This is a genomic window from Acinetobacter sp. YH12138 (genome assembly GCF_015218525.1).
GTDB classification, from domain to species: Bacteria; Pseudomonadota; Gammaproteobacteria; order Pseudomonadales; family Moraxellaceae; genus Acinetobacter; species Acinetobacter amyesii.
This window is the reverse complement of the sequence record NZ_CP048670.1, coordinates 2,406,804-2,427,538: the sequence shown is the minus strand read 5'-3', so window position 1 is coordinate 2,427,538 and position 20,735 is coordinate 2,406,804. Positions and strand designations below refer to the sequence as shown.

The following is a 20,735-nucleotide window of genomic DNA, read 5'->3' as shown; positions in this document are numbered from 1 at the left end:
TTCGTAATGAAAGCTCCCTCTCCCATTGGGATGAGAAGCACTGCTTCGCAAGGGGGTGAGGGTAAAAGTAATAAGTAAATACTAGGTTTGCAATTTTATAGGTAAAAGCCAATTTTAAATTTCATAGTTGTTTTTACTGTCTTTTTGTTGTTTTATGGAGTGTAGAATTTATATTTATATTAGTATTAAACTACGATTAATTATAAATTAAGCTTTATCTTTTTTATTACTATTTTGTTTATTGATCTAGTAAATCCAAATTTAAAATTCTCTCTTGCTGTACTTGAATATATAAATGAAGGTGGGATTATTAATCCTATCATAGTAACAATAATCGGTTTACTAGGTGCAACCTATTGTTACTTATTTAAAAAAGGTAGGAGAAATGAACTGTTAAAATTGATATCCTTTAAGTTTCTTTGTTCAATGCCAATCATTTACATTTTTTTATGTTCGGCACTATTCCAAATTTTGTTATCTTATCCAGAACCTAATTTAAGATTACAAATAATTTTATTGCTGGCTATTGCAATTCCTAGCTTGATCATTATGGAAGTTTTAATCGATAAATTTAGTAAATTTACTAAAATTGTATGATTTAGTATGTTCACTTAAAGATTTTATAAAACTAGACATATACCAAGTTTCCCCCTCAGTAAGATTTAAAGCATTGCTTTAAATCTTACATAAGAAAGGCAAATCAAGGGGGTTAATTCACTGAATCATCCAAATTTGGCGCTAACCAACGTTTCGCTTCATCCAGTGTCCAACCTTTACGCTTCGCATAATCCTCAAGCTGGTCGCCTGCGATTTTACCCACGTTAAAGTACTGGCTTTCAGGGTTTGCATAGTAGAAACCGCTGACAGATGAAGGCGGCCACATTGCAAAACTAGAAGTCAATTGCGTACCAATCTTGTCGGTAGAACCTAACCAGTCAAACAATGGCGCTTTTTCAGAATGCTCAGGACAAGCAGGGTAGCCCGGTGCAGGACGGATGCCCACATACTTCTCTTTAATCAATTCTTCATTGCTTAAGGTTTCAGACGCTTGGTTACCCCAGAACTCTTTACGGATGCGCTCATGCAAATGCTCCGCAAACGCTTCCGCAAAACGGTCACCTAAAGATTGCGCAAGAATTGCAGAGTAGTCATCGCCTTTAGCTTTGTACTCATTGGCCATTTCTTCTGCACCAAAGATCGATACAGTGAAACCGCCCAAGTAGTCTTCTGCGACACCTTTAGGCGCAATAAAGTCCGCTAATGACAAGTTTGGTTTACCTGTCACTTTATCAGACTGTTGACGAATGTGATGGAAGGTATGCGTAACCGATTGACCATCTTCGCTATACACTTCAACCGAATCCGCTGCTGAACGGTTTGCAGGGTAAATACCAAACACAGCACGAGCATCAAAACGTTTGTTGTCGATGATGTCTTTTAGCATGGTCTGTGCTTGTTCATACAAGTCAGTTGCTGCTTCACCTACAACTTCATCAGTTAAGATAGCAGGGAATTTACCTGCCAAACTCCAAGAAATGAAGAACGGTGTCCAGTCAAAGTATTCAACTAATGTTTCCAATGGATAATTGGTCAGCGTTTGCGTACCAATAAAGTTTGGCTTCACAGGCGCATTGGCTGCAAAGTCAATTTTTAAACCATTTTCAACCGATTCAGCATACGTCAGTTTCGCTGCTTTCGGCTGTTTGTTAGCAATACGCTCACGGACTTTTTCATATTCAGCACGGGTTTCTGCTACAAACTTTGGCTTCATTTCCTTAGAAAGTAAAGTTGTTGCTACACCCACCGCACGAGATGCATCGGCAACATAAATGACTGCATCGTTTGAATATTGTGGATCAATTTTCACTGCCGTATGCGCTTTAGAAGTGGTTGCACCGCCAATCATCAATGGAACATTAAAGCCTTTGCGCTGCATTTCTTTCGCAACAAAAACCATTTCATCCAAAGACGGAGTGATTAGCCCAGATAGACCAATAATGTCGACTTTCTCATCAATGGCAGTTTGCAGAATCTTCTCGCAAGGTACCATCACGCCAAGGTCGATGATGTCATAACCATTACACCCAAGTACTACGCCCACGATATTTTTACCGATGTCATGCACATCGCCCTTAACAGTCGCCATCAGGACTTTACCCTTAGATTGGCCAGCTGTTTTTTCCGCTTCAATGAATGGGTTGAGCCAAGCTACGGCTTGCTTCATGACACGTGCAGATTTCACCACTTGCGGCAGGAACATTTTGCCTGAACCGAACAAATCACCTACCACGTTCATGCCGTCCATAAGCGGACCTTCAATCACATCGAGTGGACGTTTAGCTTTCAGGCGTGCTTCTTCAGTATCTTCATCAATAAAGGTGGTGATGCCTTTAACCAAAGCGTGTTCAAGACGTTTTTCAACTGGAAGTTCACGCCATTCCAAGTTTTCAACTTGTTTTTGCGCAGCGCCTTGACCACGGTATTTTTCAGCAACTTCAAGCAGCTTTTCTGTAGCTTCTTGATGGCTTTCACCTTGGTTTTGGTTCAAGATCACATCTTCAACCGCAGCTTTCAGTTCAGCATCAATATCATCATAAATCGCCATTTGACCTGCGTTGACGATACCCATAGTCATGCCTTGCTGAATGGCATGGTATAAGAACACTGAGTGAATCGCTTCACGTACAGGCTCGTTACCGCGGAAAGAGAACGATACGTTAGACACACCGCCTGAAATCATCGCATGTGGTAAGTTTTGCTTGATCCAACCTGTCGCTTCAATGAAGTCCACAGCATAGTTGTTGTGTTCTTCGATACCTGTTGCCACTGCAAACACGTTCGGGTCAAAAATGATGTCTTCAGCAGGGAAGCCAACTTCATTCACTAACACGTCATAAGAGCGCTTACAGATTTCTTTTTTACGTGCAGCAGTGTCGGCCTGACCATTTTCGTCAAAGGCCATCACAATTACGGCAGCGCCATACTGACGGCACAAACGCGCTTTTACAACGAACTCGTCATAGCCTTCTTTTAAGGAAATCGAGTTAACAACCGCTTTACCTTGTACACATTTTAAGCCCGCTTCAATGATTTCCCATTTAGATGAGTCAATCATGATCGGCACACGTGAAATTTCAGGTTCAGAGGCTACAAGATTCAGGAAGTGCACCATTGCGCCTTCTGAATCCAGCATGCCTTCATCCATGTTGATGTCGATAATCTGAGCACCGGCTTCAACTTGCTGCTGTGCAACTTCTAAAGCTTCGGCAAAGTTTTCTTCACGGATTAAACGTAGGAATTTTTTAGAACCTGTCACGTTGGTACGTTCACCGACGTTTACAAACAGCGAATCTTCTGTAATGTTGAACGGCTCTAAACCGCTTAAACGGCAAGCGGGTTTGGTTTCTGGCACTTGGCGCGGCGCAATGTCTTTTACGGCATTGGCAATAGCACGGATGTGATCCGGCGTTGTACCGCAGCAGCCGCCAGTGATGTTAATCAAGCCACTTTCTGCAAATTCTTTAATAAAGGCAGCTGTTTCTTCAGGGGTTTCATCATAACCGCCGAAGGCATTTGGTAAGCCAGCGTTCGGATGCGCCGAAACAAAAGTATCGGCAACGTCAGCAATGGTTTTTACATGCGGACGCATGGCATCTGCACCTAGGGCACAGTTAAAGCCAATCGACAATAAATCACCATGACGCACAGAGTTCCAGAACGCTTCAGCAGTTTGGCCAGTTAAAGTTCGGCCAGAGGCATCGGTAATCGTGCCTGAAATCATCAATGGCAATTCGTAGCCAATTTGGTTGAAGACTTCTTTCACTGCAAAAATGGCAGCTTTACAGTTTAAGGTATCGAATACAGTTTCAATGAGTAGAATATCCGCACCGCCTTCAATCAGGGCATGCGCAGCTTCAATATAGTTTTCTTTAAGCTCATCAAAAGTAATATTACGAAATGCTGGGTCATTTACATTTGGCGAGATTGAGCAAGTACGTGAAGTTGGCCCAAGCACACCAGCCACAAAACGTGGTTTTTCAGGTGTTGAGTATTTTTCACAAGCGGCTTTGGCAATACGCGCTGCTTCACGGTTGATCTCTGATACCAAATCTTCCATGTGGTAGTCAGACATTGAAACTTTAGTGCCGTTAAAGCTGTTGGTTTCAATGATGTCTGCGCCAGCATCGAGGTAGGCTTCATGAATGCCTTGAATGATTTGCGGCTGAGTCAACACCAATAGGTCATTATTGCCTTTGAGGTCAGATGCCCAATCTGCAAAACGCTCACCACGGTAGTCAGCTTCTTCGAGTTTATGACGCTGAATCATGGTGCCCATTGCACCGTCGATAATCAGAATCCGTTGAGCGAGCAGCTCTTTTAGGGTGGCAAGCGTGGACATAAATAACCCCAATCCGATGGAATATAAAATCGGCAAATATATTAACAGAATTCATTGCAGTTTTATTGATATTCAATCATCTTCACAGTGCGCAATTATTAGCTTGTTGAATTAATGAGCAATATTGCAACTTGATAATTTCATATTCCAATTTCATATAAATGTATGGAAAGCTTCATGAATTTGTCATATTGCTCAGGCAAGATTAAAAAACATCCAGTAGGGCTATGCAATATGACAAAAAAACATGACAGATGAAATATAAGTTGAAACATTGGGTTTTAAAGAAAATAGAGTTTAAATACGCAGATTAAATAACTGATTTACTTTATGAAAGTAGAGTATAGGAGTCGGTTTTAAACACCTAAAAAAAACAAATAAAGCATGAAAAATTGCTTTATATGACACCGCTTTGTCATATAATTGTCATAATTAAATTGAACAATATGGGGATTTTAAAATCCTCTATTCCTGCCTGCATGAATTCTAAACAAACTCCCGTAGATTCAGCGCACACGTCGACTCCTCAAAAGTCCACGAATGTTCATGTGCCTACACCGAAATTCTTTATGCCGGTATTTTTAACGGTGATTATTTCAACGTTGATTTATATTGGTTTTCAGGTGACTGCCGATTTAGCGCATGTTCCGCCTTTAAGTCTTTATTCAATGATTTTATTGGGCACAGCCTTATTCATCGCACTTGGCTTTGAATTTGTAAATGGTTTCCATGACACTGCAAATGCAGTAGCAACAGTGATTTATACCAACGCCTTGTCAGCACCGGTTGCGGTAATGTGGGCGGGTTTCTGTAACTTCCTAGGCGTAATGGTTGCCAGTGGTGCAGTCGCTTACGGCATTATTGCTTTATTACCTGTTGAATTGATTATGAACGTTGGTTCAGGTGCAGGTTTTGCCATGGTTTTCGCAATGCTGATCGCAGCGATTTTGTGGAATTTAGGGACTTGGTTCTTAGGCATCCCAGCGTCTAGTTCGCATACTTTGATTGGTTCTATTCTTGGCGTTGGCATCATGAACTACCTGTTAAATGCAGGCGGTGGTGCGAGCGGTGTAGATATGGAGCAGGTGCTTAAAGTCGGTAAGGCGTTATTGTTCTCTCCACTGATTGGTTTCGCATTTGCAGCCCTAGTTTTCTTGTTGGTGAAGCGTATTTTCCGCAAACAGCTAGAATTGTTTCAGCCACCAGAAGGCAATAAGCCGCCACCACCACTGATTCGTGCAATTTTGATCTTTACCTGTACAGGTGTAAGTTTTGCGCACGGTTCAAATGATGGTCAAAAAGGTATGGGGCTGATCATGCTGATTTTGATCGGATGTGTGCCATTGGCTTATTCATTGAATAAGAACTTAGATAATCAACATATTCAATCTTTCCATCAGTTATCTGCTCAAACTGCGACTGCGATCTACGCAGAGCATAAGGATATTCCTGATGCACAAGCGCGTGATGTACTCACCAAATACATTCAAACCAAAGAGGTCAGCCCAGAAGTTGTGCCAGCTTTAGCAAGTTTGACCGATCATTTAGGTGAGCGTGTTGCACAGTATGGCGACTTAAAAGATATTCCTGAACAAGAAGTATCTTCGATTCGTAATGATATGTACCTCAGTACCACTGCTTTTAAACGTCTAGATAAAGCTGAACAACTACCAGCAATGGCAGAAGCTGAACAAAAGACAGTGAAGGAATATCGTAGTCACTTAGATTCGTTCTTACAGTACATTCCAACATGGGTGAAAGTCGCTGTTGCATTAGCACTGGGTCTTGGAACCATGGTGGGTTGGAAACGTATTGTCGTGACTGTCGGTGAACGTATTGGTAAAAACCACATGACTTATGGTCAGGGTATGTCTGCCGAGCTTGTTGCAATGTCAACGATTGCTGCTGCAGATGGTTTTGGTATGCCAGTATCGACGACACACGTACTTAACTCTGCGGTTGCAGGTACTATGGTCGCGAATAAATCGGGTCTAAACTTTGCAACAGTGAAAACCATTCTATCGGCTTGGGTCTTCACTTTACCTGCAACGATATGTCTATCAGGCTGCTTGTACTGGTTATTCTTGAAAGTGTTCTAAGCAACTCAAATTCCAGATATAAAAAAACGCTGCTTCGGCAGCGTTTTTTTATGGCTGTATCTCAGACATCACCGATTTTAATGGGATGACTGAGAGTTGAATTAGAACAATCAAACTAGCGAGTTGAAGCTTTGCAAAGTTCAACACTTATTTGAACCAATGCAGTTACGCTTTTTTAAACAGTCCCAATACTTTTTTCACGGGCAATTTCTCTTCAGCAAAACCATACAGCGCTGCAAAAGGTAAGGCAGTACGCGCCAAATAAGCCACACGCCATAAGCCACCATGGTTGGCACCATGCATCATGAGTTCTAATGGATGGTCTAGCGCTGTTTCAGGGTTAGCAACCGATTGAGGGTTTCTCAAGTCGTGAATCCATAAAGCCGCCATGAGTGCATTAGTGGTTTCAGGTTGAAACGATTCCACGTCAAATAAACTCGCACCATTAAATGCGGCTTTTAATAATGGATTCTTCGTCACTGAGCGGGTCGTGGTGGATGGCGCAATATTGATACTAACCCGCTGACCATTTTGACGTGCGACAGTTGCGCGCCATTGTTGGATACGTTTTGCGAGTGCGTAGTTTGGACCTTGTTCCACCACCAGACAGTCAGCAATACCATAGGATTTTCCATTGTCTGCTTTGGTGGTTTGCTCATTATTTTGCTTAAAGAAATGCTGACCTGTGACTTTGGCAATACTTTGTGTCAATAGTTTTTGTGCAGAAGCACGGTTTTGGAATTTGGCTTGCGCTGCCGTAACAATCTCTTCTGGAACAGCATAGACATCGGTTGGAGTACACATAAACATCAAGCTGGTGTCAGCTTTTTGTTGACTGACATAAGCCATGATGCTGTCCATTGCCATTGCAACACGAACATGCTTTTCACCATCTAAATAAGCAATTGCAGCCAGATCAAGCTGATGTTCACTTTGTGCAAGCCACTGTGCAATCTCAGGAATGTGTGTCAGTAAATTGGCGCCCAATTTGTGTTTTAGTTCTTGAATGGGTGTGTCTTCATGCACAGCGTCGAGACTTGGTGCATATAAAGTGGCATTACCGGCCTGAACCGTGCTTAAGATTCGATCCCAAACACGTTCATTATTGAGGTCGATAGCTACAATATTGGCTTTCCATTTTGCTAACCACGTCAGAGGGCCTGCTTCGGAGGCAGCACCAAAGAGCACCATAGTCCGATCTGACAAATCGAACCATTCTGGGTGTGCAATGGCTTCACGTAATGCGTCGGCATGACTGGCTTCAATGATGCCAGCATCTTGCCATTTTTGAATCTGAGCCAGTAAAGCCTCACCTTGAAGTTTTTGACCATGATAGGGCACATACCACTCAGGCGCTGCGACACTTTCACCTTTTAATTTCACGGTATGCAGCGGATGTGCAGTCAAAGCTACTGCATCTTTGAGCGTATACTTTTCTTGATTACGATAAAACTCAAAGACGTGATGCGCTTTATTTAAACCTTGCTCAGCAATGTTGATCGCAGCTTCAGATGATTGAATTCCTTGTTCAACCAAGGCTTTAAAATATTCAGGATATTTTTTACGCCAGTTTTTTTCTTGTTTTGCACGTACAGAAGACTGATGGTCAACTGCAGCTAAGGCTTCAGCAATAATTTCACGACCAGTTTTAGATGTACTCGGCTTTTGGTTTGAAGCCGAAATGGGAAATTGAAGACCTTCAGTTGAACTCGACATGCAAAATATCTCAGCTAATTTTGTCATTAATATACAGATGTATACATTATCTATGCCAAATTAAAAAATAGGGTGGCATAAAGTGCCAGATTTATATGATTTGTCATGTGCTTTTGTGAACTTTCGTAGAATATACAGCGTCAATTTTTATTGTCGGAATTGAAAAAGCCTTCGTTTTGAAGGCTTAAAAGAAGAGGGTATGAAATCAGCAACGGCAAATCAACAACGACCTTTTTTAGCCTGTCCGGGCGGGCAAAAGTCGCCATGGCGATCTGGGTAATTATAAGGATAGTGATTACGATCTGGGTCGACCACGATACTGCCTTCACGAGTGTGAACGGCACAAGCACTCAACACGCAGGTCAACAGCAAACTTGAGAACATCAGGACTATTTTCATAGGAATTTTCCCTTTTTATTCTGTGTCATTTCAGTTTAAATCAGGGCAAGGATAGATAGCGTTTCAATCTGCTGTGAAATTGTATAGCTCGATATTCAAAGTGCGGTGTTGTAGATGTGGAAAATTGGCTAAAGAAAAGATCAATGGACATGCGGTTTAACTCAGCACAATAAAAAAGCCTAAACTGAAACGGTTTAGGCTGTCATTTTCAGGTTAAATCCAGCTGATTTTTTATACTTAACGTTAGAAAGGAACATTTAGTAACTGACTTAAGAAATGCGGAATAAGCTTCGGTTCAAGAATGATCGTCATGATCACACCATAAGCTGCGCCCCATAAGTGCGCGCTGTGGTTAATGTTACTGTTGCCACGTTTACCTGACCAAATACTATAAGCCACGTACAGCACGGCAAAAATAATCGCAGGAACAGGAATAAAGAATACAAAAATCAGTTTCCACGGTTCAAACAAGATATACGCAAAGAGTACTGCAGATACTGCCCCAGAAGCCCCTAAACTTGCCCAATGGGTATCATGCTTATGTTTTAAATAACTCGGAATAATCGCAGCGATCAAACCGCCTAAATAAAACAATACAAAGCCCATGTCGAAGAAATATTGGCGATAAAAACTTTCAATCACACTACCAAAGAAAAATAAGGTAATCATGTTGAACAATAGGTGCGCACCATCAGCATGAATAAAGCCATGGCTAATAAATCGGTCATACTCGCCACGACTGAGGGCTGGCGGCCAAAATAACAAACGATTCATCACTTTCTGATTTGAAAATGCAATCAGTGAAATCACCACCGTAATCAGGATAATGGTCACGGTGTGGTTAAAGGGTAGGCCCAACATATATGACTATTCTACTTGTTAAAATTTATGCTCAATAATGCCATTAAAACGGCTTAAAGCGTGAACTTTCAGAATAATTCCGACAATTTTAGTTGATTTTTTTCTAATGCCCCGCATCTTAAGTTAAAATAGCGACTTCAGCTTGAGGAAATATTGTAATGTCGACTGAGAACAACAGCACAGCAGTTGCTGAAGAAATTCCAAACCTATTGATCACTCCAAATGCCCAAGAGTATTTGAAAGATCTTTTGGATAAACAAAATACACCGGGCATTGGTGTACGTGTTTTTGTGGAAAATCCGGGTACGCCACGTGCTGAATGTTGTATGGCTTACAGTGCACCAGAAGAAGTTGTGCCTACAGACTATAAACAAGACTATCCAGATTTCCCTGCATTTATTGACACACCGTCTATTCCATATCTTTTGGATGCGGTGATTGACTATAACAAAGACCGTTTTGGTGGTCAGTTAACTTTCCGTGCGCCAAACTCAAAAGTGCCACGTGTGGGTCCAGATGCCTCTGTAGAAGAGCGAATCACTTATGTTCTACAGTCAGAAATTAACCCTGGACTTGCAGGTCATGGTGGTAACTGTGCATTGGTAGAGGTGGTTGAAGATGCAGAACATGGTTTAACTGCAGTGCTTAAATTCGGTGGTGGTTGTCAAGGTTGTTCTTCAATCGATTTAACCTTGAAACAAGGTGTTGAAACAACATTGAAGCAGCATGTACCTGAGTTAATGCGTGTTGTTGACCAAACGGATCACAGTAATACTGAAGGTGCTTATTTCAAATAAGTTCAGTATTTTTATAAAAAGCCGCAACCTTGCGGCTTTTTTATTGTCTAAATCAAAAAAACGAAGATTTTTAAATGATTTCTGAAGTTTTAACATCGAGATGATAAGCGATATCACAAATATAAATGAGAATGATTATTAAAATTAATTGCAATATTGTTTGTGTTGGTTACAATGTGCAACACATTATTCTATATTTCTCCATAAATACGTTTATTTGGAAGCACTCAATGACCAAACAACTATTAAAATCAACGCTTACACTTTCAATACTCTGTGCATTGGTAAGTTTGTCGCATGCAGAAAATGTGCAAACTGAAGCAACAGACGAATCCGTAACGAAGATGGAAACCATTGTTGTTACCGCAGCAGAACAGGTTAAACAATCATTAGGTGCTTCAAAAATTACGGCAGAAGATTTAGAAAAAATGCCGGTTGTGAATGATATTTCAGAGTATGTGCGCCGTATGCCGGGTGTGAATTTGACTGGTAACAGTGCCACAGGCCAACGTGGTAATAACCGTCAGATTGATATCCGTGGTATGGGGCCTGAAAACACGTTGATCTTAATTGATGGCAAGCCTGTAAATTCGAGAAACTCAGTACGTTATGGCTGGCGCGGTGAGCGTGATACACGTGGCGATTCGAACTGGGTACCTGCAGATGCCATTGAATCGATTGAAGTACTGCGAGGTCCAGCAGCAGCGCGTTATGGTTCAGGTGCGATGGGTGGTGTGGTCAATATTAAAACCAAGAAAGTGACCAACGATGTTCATGGTTCTGCCGAGGTTTTTACCAATCAGCCTGAAGATGCTAAAGAGGGCGCAAGTCACCGTGAGAGCTTTAACTTAAGCGGGCCAATTCTCAAAGATGTCCTTTCATATCGTTTATACGGTAGTTATAACAAAACCGATTCAGATGCTGCGGATATTAATGCTCTAATGGATAATGGTGCGCGTATGGCGGGTCGAGAAGGCGTTGAAAATAAAGATATCGCAGGGCGCTTGGCTTGGCAGTTGAACGATCAACAAGTCTTGATGTTTGACGCAAGTGTTGGCCGCCAAGGTAACCGTTTTGCAGGTGACAGTCAAAACAGTGTATTTGATCCAGCGGATCCAAATAAAGCGCCAATCTTATCGGCTTTAATCGGTGAAGAAACCAATACCATTTATCGTGATAGTTTTGCATTAACCCATGAAGGTACGTGGGGTTGGGGTGACAGTAAAATCATAGCGCAATATGACAAAACCAAAAATAAGCGCTTACCTGAAGGTACAGGCGGTAGTACAGAGGGACAGATTAATAATCTTGAAAATAAACAAACGTCACATCTAGAAACCGTTCGTCTTAATGCAGAAACCAATCTGCCGTTCCAATGGTATGTTCCACAGGTATTAACTTTAGGCGCTGAATGGGTTGAAGATGACTTTACCGATACGGTTAATACACAAGCTGGCGCAGGCGGTTTTGGTGATGTGCTGACTTCAGGTGACCGTTCACACATGGATTCACGGATTGCGTCGGCCTATATTGAAAACAATATGAATTTGGGCGAGAGCACCGATGTCGTTTTGGCACTACGCTATGATAATCATAGTAAATCGGGTGATAGCTGGAGTCCAAGTCTCAATATTACGCAAAAGCTTGGCGACTATTGGACATTAAAAGGTGGTGTGGCTAAGGCGTATAAAGCACCCAATATGTACCAAAATGCGGAAGGTTATCTGTTAAGCACTCGCGGTAATGGCTGTCCGATTGGGCTGAGCCAATGTCTATTACAAGGTAATGGCGATCTCAAACCTGAAACTTCAGTGAATAAAGAATTAGGTGTACAGTTTGAAAAAGACATCGTAAATGCAAGCTTTGCATGGTTCCGTAATGATTATAAAAATAAGATCGTTGCAGGGGATACACGTCTAGAAGAACTAGAAGTAAATGGAACAACATATAATGTACTGCGTTGGATGAATACGCCAGAAGCCTTGGTGGAAGGTGTTGAAGGAAGTATTTCTTTGGACTGGGGTGATATCGCGTGGACCAATAACGTTACCTATATGATCAACTCTGAAGATAAACGTACTGGCAATCCGCTTTCAGTGATTCCGAATTACACACTGAACTCTATTTTGAACTACAACATCACGGATCGATTAGACAGTAACTTTGTCTATACCCAATATGGTCGTCAAAAGCCACGTCAATATGCAGAAACCAGTCTTGAAAGCAAAGATGGCTTGGCGATGGATAGCGTGAAAAGTTATGGCATTGCAGGCATTAACTTTGGTTATAAATTTAATGCGGATTTGAGTGCTCGTATCGGTGTGAATAACCTATTTGATGAGCAAAAACTGCGTGATAAAACGGTCAATCAAACATATAACGAGCCGGGTCGTGCTTACTATGCAAGTTTGAAATACCAGTTCTAAGTAGTTCCAAAAGAAAAGCCGCTTAACGCGGCTTTTTTTATGCTTGGATATTTAAAATTTTCAGTGCTTCACTTGAGTAGTAAAACTGTTCTAAATACAGACGGGAACGCTCACGTATATAACCCGACTCTATCATCTGTTGTACGATTGGATTGAGTAAGTTTTGAAGTTCATGCTGAATCAGTGCTTCATCAATATTTAAATCACGCAGCAATAAATCAAAAGGGCGTTCTGCATTACGCACGTACCAAGCGTATACGCCATCATGCACTTGCTGTTTCATATACTCAGACTGTCGCATAAAGTCCCAAATTTCATGGCCCATGGCAACTGTTTGCGGCAAGTCCTGAACTTCAACATAGTTCTTTAATACCGAAACTGGCAGCGCTTTTATTTTATGCCACAAATTGGCTTGAAAATGGTACAGCTTATGATCATCAAAGTGCTGATTTAACACGGTTTCACTCATTTGACTGAGCTTTAAAATATTCTTTTGCAAATATTTACTGACTGCATTATCTAAATTGGTATCTGTGACGTTTTCCAGTACCGATTTCCCCATTTTCATAAATCGTGAAACACCGGGTACCGATTTTGCAATCACCGAATTATCTAAATAATCTTGTATCGCATGTTGAATCAATTGACTGATCATGGCTGAAAATGCAGGATTGTTGACCATGGTATGAATTAAACGCTGACGATGTCCTTGTTTACTGGCCACATACTGTGCAATTTTATCGATGGTCAATACAGGAATGATTTCGGCAATTGTGGTGCTGTCATTTGCAGGGTGAATCAGTGCAAATTTGATATGTTCAGCAATTTGCTCAATCAGAAATTGACTTGCAGGGGTATTTAAAATTTGTTTCTGCAACAAGGCATTGATTTGATCAAAGCTCCAAATCTGCTGCAAAGATTGTTTACGAAACCATTGATAAAAATGGGTGAATTCAGTGGCTACGGTATCATTGTGTGAAAAGCTCTGATCTAAAAAGTTCAGTTGAGCGTCAATCAACTGCTCAATCATCGGGTTTTTCTGCATACTTTCCCTGAAGTCCCAGTCATGGGGATCTAAAAATGGCGAATGCTCAGTTTAACTGAATCAGTTTATCTACCAAAGGGTTTTTAAACTTTTGACTTTTCGCAAGGAAAGGCAAGTAATGGTCTGCAACTTGTTGTTCGGCTTCTAAGATTGGCATATGACCGACGTTATTTAAAATCACTGGGGTTTCTGCACGTTTCAGTAAAGACTTGAGTTCGCCAGCCACTTCCACATTAAAGATTTTATCTTGTTTGCCCCAAAGGATCAGGGTTGGGGCTTCTACTGTTCGTGTTAAACGAGCAAAAGTTTCAGGGGTGTAGATTCGATTAAGCGTGACGACTTGATCGATCATTTTACTGGTGAAGGGCGCACGCGCAATTAAGATATTTTCCTGTGCTTCTTTAAGCTTTGTCGGAACATTAGGCGGATTTTGCATGAGTTTATGCATAACATCATCTAAATCCCCCGGTTTTGAAACGATTAAATTTTTAAGTTTATACGGGTCGCGGGTGTAACTAGTATTGGCCTGTTTATAAATGCCCGCGCTGTTGAGTAAAAATAAACTTTGGGTATCAAAAGGATATTGAGAGGCATATACCGTGGCAATGGAACCACCCAATGAGTGACCTGCAACATTCAGTTTATCTTCAATATCTATTTTAAGGACAAACTGGCGTAGTTGTTCCGTGACATTCGGCACTGAGACATCAAAATCGACAGGGACATGGGTATCGCCATTGGCCGGAAGGTCAGGGATGATCACGTGATAGTTCGGTGTTAAATAATGCGCAACACGGTTCCAATTATCACGTGTGCCGCCTAAACCATGAATCAGCAAGATGGTGGGTTTAGAGCGTTGACCGCCTTCGCTATAACTCCAATTCACATTCCCGACTTGAACACTGTGTGTGACTAAACCAGCCGCTTTACGTTCTTGGTTCAAATAGTTTTGCACGATAGAAGGTACGGCCAGATTTTTGCTAATGGGAGACGGATTTGCAGCCAAAGTGTGGTTGGCAGTAAACGTCATACAGCAAATTGTTGCTAGCTTGAAAAAGCCAAAAACGCGTGAATGATGTCCTTTCATTGACGTTTACCCCAGTTAAATCGAATCGATATATTTTTTTAGATCATTTATATGACTATTATCAGAATGGGCTGAAATAGTAAAAGCGTATATTTATGAAATATATTGTAAATTAAAAATGACCTTTGTCATCCATTGCTTTTTTGACGTGGTTAAACTTGCGTTTTAATAATGTGAACCATTACAGAAAAAATATTTTTTTTTGATGAATGTGGAGTAGCATTTTCTATCAAGTTGCATCGTCGTAGAAAAAATTCACAGCAATTGTTTTTGCAAGTGACAATCGATTCGACTGGGATTAAAATATTGCAACTTCGGATAAGGGTAATTAGAACATGCTAACAGCAGCAGAAGCTTTAGATCGTTTAAAAAAAGGGAATCAACGTTTTGTAGACGGTGAAACGAATCACCCAAAGCTTTTGACGCATCAACAACGCGCTGAAATGGCCGAAAGCCAAGAACCTTTTGCGATTATTTTAGGGTGTTCAGACTCACGTGTTCCTGCTGAAATGGTATTTGACCAAGGCTTAGGCGATTTATTCGTGATTCGTGTTGCAGGTAATATTGTGGCACCGTCTCAAGTCGGTAGCGTGGAATTTGCAGCAGAAAGCTTCGGTTGTCCTGTGGTCATTGTATTGGGCCATACACACTGTGGCGCGATTCATTCTACGATTGAAGCTTTAACTAACCCTGCGACACCACCATCAGCTAACTTGATGTCGATTGTGAATCGCGTTCGTCCATCTGTAGAAATACTTATGCAAACTGAATTGAAAGATGACCTTGAAAAACTTTCAATGCATGCAGTACGTTCAAACGTTTTTGCATCAGTAAATCAACTTCGTCATGGTTCAGCAGTCCTCGAAAACTTAATTGCGCAAGGCAAATTAAAAGTGGTGGGCGCTGAGTATTCACTCGAAACGGGTGAAGTAAGCTTCTACGATTTCTAAGCAAACTACAGTAAATACAAGATTTAAAAAAAGGCGCTCAAATGAAGCGCCTTTTTTAACGAATCCATTTTCACCAATTAAATTTATAAGCTGGCTTTAATCAATGGATAAGCATTATTCAGCAAAATTGGTTGCGCTTTGGCATTTGGGTGAATTTGATCTTGTTGCATCAAATTTTTATGCCCCGCAACCCCTTGCATAAAGAAAGGTAATAATTTGACTTTGTACTGTTGGCTCAACACTTGATAGTTATTTTCAAAAGCTTGGCTATATGCCTTGCCATAATTCGGTGGAATTTTCATTCCAAATAAAATCACTTTCGATTTGGCCTGTTGGCTTTTTTGAATCAGCTGCGCTAAGTTTTTTTGAATTTGTGCAGGGGGCTGTCCGCGTAAACCATCATTACCACCTAATTCAATCACCACAAGGTCTGGACGATGAGTTTGCAACAGTTTAGGCAGTCGTGCCAAAGCTCCACTGGTGGTTTCACCGCTGACACTTGCATTGACCACTTTATGTTGTTTCGGATACTGTTGGTCTAGACGTTTTTGTAATAAGTGGACCCAACCTTGCTGCACTGAAACACCATAACCTGCACTTAAGCTATCGCCCAAAATCATAATGGTTTTGGCAGAGAGCAGCATCGGGCAGAACATCAGTGCAATAGCCAGCAAGTAACTCAATAGACGATTATTTTGAATGCGATTTTGCATATAGGGAAGATATGACCCAACTCACGACAGATGTTGATATCATGCCACAGGCGATTATTTCTGCACAGCAATTGACACAAAAGATACAACTTCCACAAAAACAGTTATCGATCTTTGAACAACTCGATCTTGAAATATTTGCAGGGGAACAAGTTGCGATCACTGGTCGTTCTGGTTCAGGTAAATCCACCTTGTTGGGGATTTTGGCGACCTTAGATCAGGCCAGTTCGGGACAATTACGGGTCTGTGGTCAGGACATTCATCTATTAAATGAAGAACAGCGTGCTCAAGTCCGTTTGGCCCATATTGGTTTTGTCTTTCAGTCTTTCCAGTTGTTGCCACATTTAACGGCACTGGAAAATGTCATGCTACCGCTACGGTTACAAGCAAATTTTCAGGTCAAAGCTGCCGAAGAAAAAGCATTAAAACTGTTAGCAAAGGTCGGACTAGAACGCCAAGCGCATCAAGCCCCTAAAGTTTTATCGGGTGGTGAGCAGCAACGGGTTGCGATTGCCCGTGCTTTGGTGAGTGAACCCGATCTGATCTTTGCAGATGAACCGACAGGTAATTTAGACAGTGCAACGGCACAGGAAATTGAACAACTGTTATTTCAGTTAAATCGTGAAATGGGAACCACTTTGGTATTGGTGACGCATGATGCCGATTTGGCCCGTCAATGTCAGCGCCACTTTGAATTGGTCAATGGTCAATTGATTGAGCATCGAACAGGAGAGGCTGCATGAATCTTTTGGCATTGTTTCGACCACTTTTACAGCTGAGTTTTAAAACCACGGGTGTGTATTTATTATTGATCGCACTGACCTTGGCGATCAGTGCCACCACGGCTTTAAAGTTTAGCAATGTACAAATTCAAAATGCAGTAGCGCTACAAGCTGCTGAAATGTTGGCAGCAGATTTGGCGCTGACAGCCAATGAACCAATTCCACAAGAGTGGCAACAACAAGCCAAAGCACTGCAATTAAAACAATCGAATGTCACGCTATTTAGCAGCATGGCGCACACTGATCAGCAATTTGTCATGGTCAATGTCAAAACCGTTGATGCTGCATTTCCACTAAGAGGTGAACTCGAAACAGAACCAAAACTAAACCGGTCTATACAAGCAGGTGAGGTCTGGTTAAGTCCTCGTGCCATGGATTTATTGGGTGTAAAGGTTGGAGATCAGATCAATATTGCTGATGCTGCTTTTCAAGTCAGTGCCAAAATCATCCATGACACCAATCAGGAACTCGGTTTCAGTGGTTTTTCACCGACAGTTATGATTGCGCAGTCTGAGGTGGCGAGAACCAATGCCATCCAAGTCGGGAGTCGGATTGAATATCGCCTGTTAATGGCAGGAGATGCACAAAATACCCAGCGCTTTGAAAAACTCTATAAGCAGAAATTTGGTGATCAAAGCGAAGACCGTTCCGCTAACTCAGATCATACGCAGGTTCAGGATGCAGCTCAAAGTAGTTTAAAACTGAGAAATGCCAGTGAAGGCAATACTCGCTTAATGAAGCCGATTGCAAACCTAGAAACGTTTTTACAACTGGCGAATATTTTAACCATTCTACTTTGTGGTATCGCCATCGCATTAACCAGTCAGCGCTATGTCCAACAAAATCAGGATGCCATTGCAATGATGCGCTGTATTGGGTCGACCAAACAGCAAATATTAAGTGCTTATTTGGCTTTACTGTTGGTTGTACTCGGGCTTTCAATCCTGTTTGGAAGTTTGATTGGTCTGGGATTGGGTTATGGCTTATTGCAACTGATGCTACAGCTGATTCCAAATTTACAATTAGAGTTTTCAGCCCTGTCTATGCTGCTTGGCCCACTTCCAATTGCAATATTCACCAGTGCGATTGTGCTATTAGGATTTGTTCTTCCGAGTCTTTGGCAATTATTAGGGACGCCGCCAGCACGGGTGATACGACAACAAGAGCGTTCTGTACGTTCCATGCTTTGGATGCTCAGTTTCGGAACACTCAGTTTGGTGGTGTTTTGTGTGGTTTTAACTGAAAATTTTCAACTCACCCTGTGGCTGATTTGCGCCATCATCTTCCTGTGTGTTGGCCTATATATGATGGTCTGGCTCAGTTTAAAGGCTTTGAAAAGTTGGGGCACGAAAATCTCAGCGTATATACGCACACCGTATCAAACGGCATTTCAAATTACCGCATTAGCATTGGGTCTAAGTCTGATTACGGTTTTAGCGGTATTACGTACAGATTTGCTGGAACGTTGGCAACAACAATTACCACAAGGGACACCTAACCAATTTGTCTATGGATTACCGCCATTTGAGTTGCAGGATTTTAATCAACAACTCAAGCAGCATGGTTGGCAAGGGACGCCGATGTACCCGAATATTCGTGGACGATTAGTTGCCAAAAATGATCTCCCTTTTTCGGATGCCTTAATTAAAAGCAATAATTCATTACGCCGTGAATTGAATCTCACACAGGCTGCAACTTTTCCAAAAGATAATCAAATCATCGCGGGCAATCAGCAGTTTCAACAGGTCAATGAAGTATCGGTAGAAGTGAAAACCGCACAAGAACTGGGTATTCAAATTGGAGATCGATTGAGTTTTAGCCTTCCTGAAGGGATTTTACAAGCCAAGGTGATCAACCTTCGCAGTGTGGAGTGGGAAAGCTTTAGTCCAAACTTCTTCTTTATTTTTTCTCCCAAAACCATGGATGAAAATGCAGGCAGCTATTTGGGGAGTTTCTATGTTCCACCGCAAGATAAAAATCAGTTAATTGGTCTGATTCAGCAGTTTTCGAATACCGTGTTTATTGATGTTAGTCTGATTTTGGATGAGATCAAACGCATCGTCAGCGTATTGGTTCAGATTATTACCATCTTGGCGCTGTTGGTCAGTATTTCAGGTATTTTGGTGTTGGTTGCATGTTTGAACTTATTTATGGATGAACGCAAAAAAGAAGTGGCATTACTGCGTTCCTTCGGCAGTTCCAAGCAAAAGTTAAAGTCGATGCTCAGTTTGGAAGTCGGTTTGATGGGGCTAATTTCGGGTGTTGTGGCATGTATTTTTGCTGAAGTGATCAGCGCGATTGTCAGTTATAAAATGGAATTGGTCATCCAGCTACATGCCGAGATTTGGTTGATCCTCCCACTGGTAATGACCTTAGTCTGTACATTGATCGGACGTTATCGCTTAAGTTATCTTTGCGATATTCCACCCTTAGAAAGTTTGCGTGAACTGAATAGTTAAGGGTGGAGATGGTTAACAGCCGAGCAAGTTAAGAGTGGAGCAAGAACCTAGTGCGTAGTTTGGATTTAGACAAGATTTGATGTGTTTTCAACATGTGTGTGTATAGCCACAGGGTTCATTCCACAGTTTAACGTGCTGTGAGCGATTGCTTCATCAGCAGGATAAAGTGTTCCCAAAGCGGTAAAATCGGTTGGATTAATTGTTGGCAATGCAGATAAAACAGGTAGCATCCGACAGCTGCGGCTATAAGACCGATCATTTGAATGAGCAGGGATTGATGTAATTTTTGTCCTATATACCAAATGAAAGCCAAGGCAGCGCCCATCAACATGCCGCCAATATGCGCGGCATTATTAATTCCACTAATCATAAAGCCCATCGCGAGGTTAATGCCCATCACCATCAATAAGGTTTTTTTATCCAGATAAAATTGTTGTTTAGGTAACATCGGAAGCAGCGAAATAATCGTCAACGCTGCACCCAGTCCCATCACTGCACCCGATGCACCTGCACCAATACTTGGGAAAAGCTGCTGATTGGCTGCACCTTCGGCCAATAATGTATAACTGTTTTGAATGGTTAAATACCCACTCAATAAACTTCCCATCAGTCCGGCTAAAACATACAGGCCGAGGAAATAGAAACGACCTAACATTTGCTCGGCAACACTGCCAAAAATATACAAAGCCCACATATTCAACATCAGGTGAATCAGGCCAAAATGAAAAAACATACTGCTGAATAAGCGGATGGGTTCCTCTAAAAAGGTTAAAGGTGCATAATCAGCACCCCAACGCAAAGCATCCAGTGTGTCGGGTTGGCTAACGTTCATTCCATGCAGCACTTGCCAGCCAAAGAGTCCAACATTGATGGTAATTAAGAGTGCCGTGATCCACCACAGTTGGATTTGCAGCTTACGGGTTGATACAGCAGGAGGGCTGAGTTCAGACATGCTATTCTTGTACTGTGTCAAAATATTTAAAAATAAGCTTAACATGAAAA

General features: G+C 41.6%; 14 protein-coding genes. 6 read left to right on the top strand and 8 right to left on the bottom strand.

Going from position 1 to position 20,735, the window contains the following annotated elements:
- Positions 1-709 precede the first annotated feature (709 nt).
- Positions 710-4,399, bottom strand: coding sequence for a methionine synthase (gene metH, locus G0029_RS11725; RefSeq protein ID WP_180107555.1), 3,690 nt, complete (start codon positions 4,397-4,399; stop codon positions 710-712).
- Between the two features lie 479 nt (positions 4,400-4,878).
- On the opposite strand from metH, the gene G0029_RS11720 reads away from it, so the two are divergent.
- Positions 4,879-6,498 carry an inorganic phosphate transporter gene (locus G0029_RS11720; protein WP_180035527.1) on the top strand — a complete coding sequence of 540 codons (1,620 nt, stop codon included), beginning with the start codon at positions 4,879-4,881 and terminating at the stop codon, positions 6,496-6,498.
- Positions 6,499-6,663: 165 nt separating this feature from the next.
- On the opposite strand, the gene G0029_RS11715 is transcribed toward G0029_RS11720, so the two are convergent.
- The 3 genes from G0029_RS11715 to G0029_RS11705 all read right to left on the bottom strand — a co-directional run bounded on the left by G0029_RS11715 (position 6,664) and on the right by G0029_RS11705 (position 9,474).
- Positions 6,664-8,214, bottom strand: coding sequence for a hypothetical protein (locus G0029_RS11715; protein WP_180109780.1), 1,551 nt, complete (start codon positions 8,212-8,214; stop codon positions 6,664-6,666).
- 219 nt (positions 8,215-8,433) lie between these two features.
- Positions 8,434-8,613: a hypothetical protein gene (locus G0029_RS11710; RefSeq protein WP_180005268.1), complete on the bottom strand. Its 180-nt coding sequence runs from the start codon at positions 8,611-8,613 to the stop codon at positions 8,434-8,436.
- Positions 8,614-8,856: 243 nt separating this feature from the next.
- Positions 8,857-9,474, bottom strand: a complete 618-nt coding sequence (locus G0029_RS11705) for a rhomboid family intramembrane serine protease (protein WP_111884441.1) — start codon at positions 9,472-9,474, stop codon at positions 8,857-8,859.
- 158 nt (positions 9,475-9,632) lie between these two features.
- Between G0029_RS11705 and nfuA the strand changes: the two genes are divergently transcribed.
- A complete protein-coding gene (gene nfuA / locus G0029_RS11700) occupies positions 9,633-10,271 on the top strand; it encodes a Fe-S biogenesis protein NfuA (RefSeq protein WP_078189947.1) in 639 nt (212 codons plus the stop codon).
- A gap of 230 nt (positions 10,272-10,501) precedes the next feature.
- Positions 10,502-12,697 (top strand): TonB-dependent siderophore receptor, encoded by a 2,196-nt coding sequence (locus tag G0029_RS11695; RefSeq protein WP_180109781.1) that lies wholly within the window; start codon positions 10,502-10,504, stop codon positions 12,695-12,697.
- Positions 12,698-12,734: 37 nt separating this feature from the next.
- On the opposite strand, the gene G0029_RS11690 is transcribed toward G0029_RS11695, so the two are convergent.
- Together G0029_RS11690 and G0029_RS11685 are read right to left on the bottom strand one after the other, a co-directional pair.
- The gene (locus G0029_RS11690; RefSeq protein ID WP_180059517.1) at positions 12,735-13,742 is read right to left on the bottom strand and encodes a hypothetical protein; all 1,008 of its coding nucleotides are present in this window, start codon (positions 13,740-13,742) and stop codon (positions 12,735-12,737) included.
- A 46-nt stretch (positions 13,743-13,788) separates the two neighbouring features.
- Positions 13,789-14,829: an alpha/beta fold hydrolase gene (locus G0029_RS11685; protein WP_373685029.1), complete on the bottom strand. Its 1,041-nt coding sequence runs from the start codon at positions 14,827-14,829 to the stop codon at positions 13,789-13,791.
- Between the two features lie 335 nt (positions 14,830-15,164).
- Between G0029_RS11685 and G0029_RS11680 the strand changes: the two genes are divergently transcribed.
- Complete coding sequence (locus G0029_RS11680; RefSeq protein ID WP_111884438.1) at positions 15,165-15,779, top strand: carbonic anhydrase; 615 nt, start codon at positions 15,165-15,167, stop codon at positions 15,777-15,779.
- Between the two features lie 83 nt (positions 15,780-15,862).
- On the opposite strand, the gene G0029_RS11675 is transcribed toward G0029_RS11680, so the two are convergent.
- Entirely contained in the window at positions 15,863-16,492 is a 630-nt protein-coding gene (locus G0029_RS11675; RefSeq protein WP_078189940.1) for an arylesterase, read from the bottom strand.
- An 11-nt stretch (positions 16,493-16,503) separates the two neighbouring features.
- Between G0029_RS11675 and G0029_RS11670 the strand changes: the two genes are divergently transcribed.
- Positions 16,504-17,235 (top strand): ABC transporter ATP-binding protein, encoded by a 732-nt coding sequence (locus G0029_RS11670; RefSeq protein ID WP_180107560.1) that lies wholly within the window; start codon positions 16,504-16,506, stop codon positions 17,233-17,235.
- The gene (locus G0029_RS11665) at positions 17,232-19,733 is read left to right on the top strand and encodes an ABC transporter permease (RefSeq protein ID WP_180107561.1); all 2,502 of its coding nucleotides are present in this window, start codon (positions 17,232-17,234) and stop codon (positions 19,731-19,733) included. Before G0029_RS11670 ends, G0029_RS11665 begins: the two co-directional genes overlap by 4 nt.
- 127 nt (positions 19,734-19,860) lie before the next feature.
- Here the strand turns inward: G0029_RS11665 and G0029_RS11660 are convergent, their stop codons facing one another.
- On the bottom strand, positions 19,861-20,685 hold the full coding sequence (locus G0029_RS11660) for a rhomboid family intramembrane serine protease (protein WP_180107562.1): 825 nt from the start codon (positions 20,683-20,685) through the stop codon (positions 19,861-19,863).
- Positions 20,686-20,735: the final 50 nt, after the last annotated feature.